This window comes from Elstera litoralis (assembly GCF_000963705.1).
Taxonomy (GTDB): domain Bacteria; phylum Pseudomonadota; class Alphaproteobacteria; order Elsterales; family Elsteraceae; genus Elstera; species Elstera litoralis.
In genome coordinates this window covers 1-960 of record NZ_LAJY01000675.1, presented here as the reverse complement: position 1 = coordinate 960, position 960 = coordinate 1, and the positions used below count along the sequence as shown (strand labels likewise).

Here is a 960-nt window from a genome sequence, read left to right as displayed (position 1 = left end):
TGGTGTTCAGCTTCAGGTCGGTCAGGACGCTTACATCAATCTCGACAAAATCGTGGCCGTTCGCGGCTAATCCACAGAAATCTATCGAAGCATTCGAGGCTAGGAGAGAATCATGAGCATCTACGGCTCCCTGAAAGCTGGTGTTACGGGTCTGAAAGCGCAAGCCTCGAGCATGGCGATGATTTCGGACAATATCGCGAACGCCAATACCATCGGCTATAAGCGCAGCGTGGCCGATTTCGAAACCCTGGTGACGAAATCCGGCGGCACCGCCATGTACGCCCCCGGCGGCGTCAAGGCCAATACGGTGGCGTTGGTCGACCAGCAGGGTCTTATCAATGCCTCGGCCTCGACCACCGATATCGCCATCGCCGGACGCGGCTTCTTCGCCGTTTCGACCGCCGTTAGCGGCAACGGTTCCGTGCCGACCGGAACCGAACGCCTCTACACTCGCGCCGGCTCGTTCCGCACCAACTCCGAAGGCTTCCTCACCTCGGCTAGTGGCGAATATCTGCTTGGCGTTCCGGCCGATGCAGCGGGCAATGTACCGACGTCGACCCTGCCGGTCGATCAACTCAGCGCCATCAACGTCGGCTCGATCACCGGTAGCGCGAAGGCAACGGCAACCGTCTCGATTGGCGCGAACTTGCCCGCGACAAGCGCACCGCCGACGAATAAATATACGCTCAATCTGCCCACAAACGCTGTCCTTCCTTTCCCACCCGTTGCTGGCGGTCCATACGTATACAGTTTGGCGACTAACGTAATCGATCCTACCGTCGATCCGGCCGCTCCAGCCGCGACAGTTGCGGCAGGGTCCTATACCACGAACGTTACTTTTACGTTTAACGCGGCAACCACTGCCTACGATGTGACCCTCAATGTTGGGACGTCACCAGCTCCAGCTTCCACGGTTGCCTTGGGCTCCATTTCGAGCGCTGGTACGCTGGATTTCAATGC

At 58.6% G+C, this 960-nt stretch carries 1 protein-coding gene; it reads left to right on the top strand.

Features of this window, described 5'->3' with window-relative positions; translation table 11 throughout:
• Nucleotides 1-112: 112 nt before the first annotated feature.
• Nucleotides 113-960: flagellar hook-basal body complex protein (locus tag VZ95_RS18885; RefSeq protein WP_156995418.1), on the top strand; the 848-nt coding region annotated here is incomplete at its 3' end.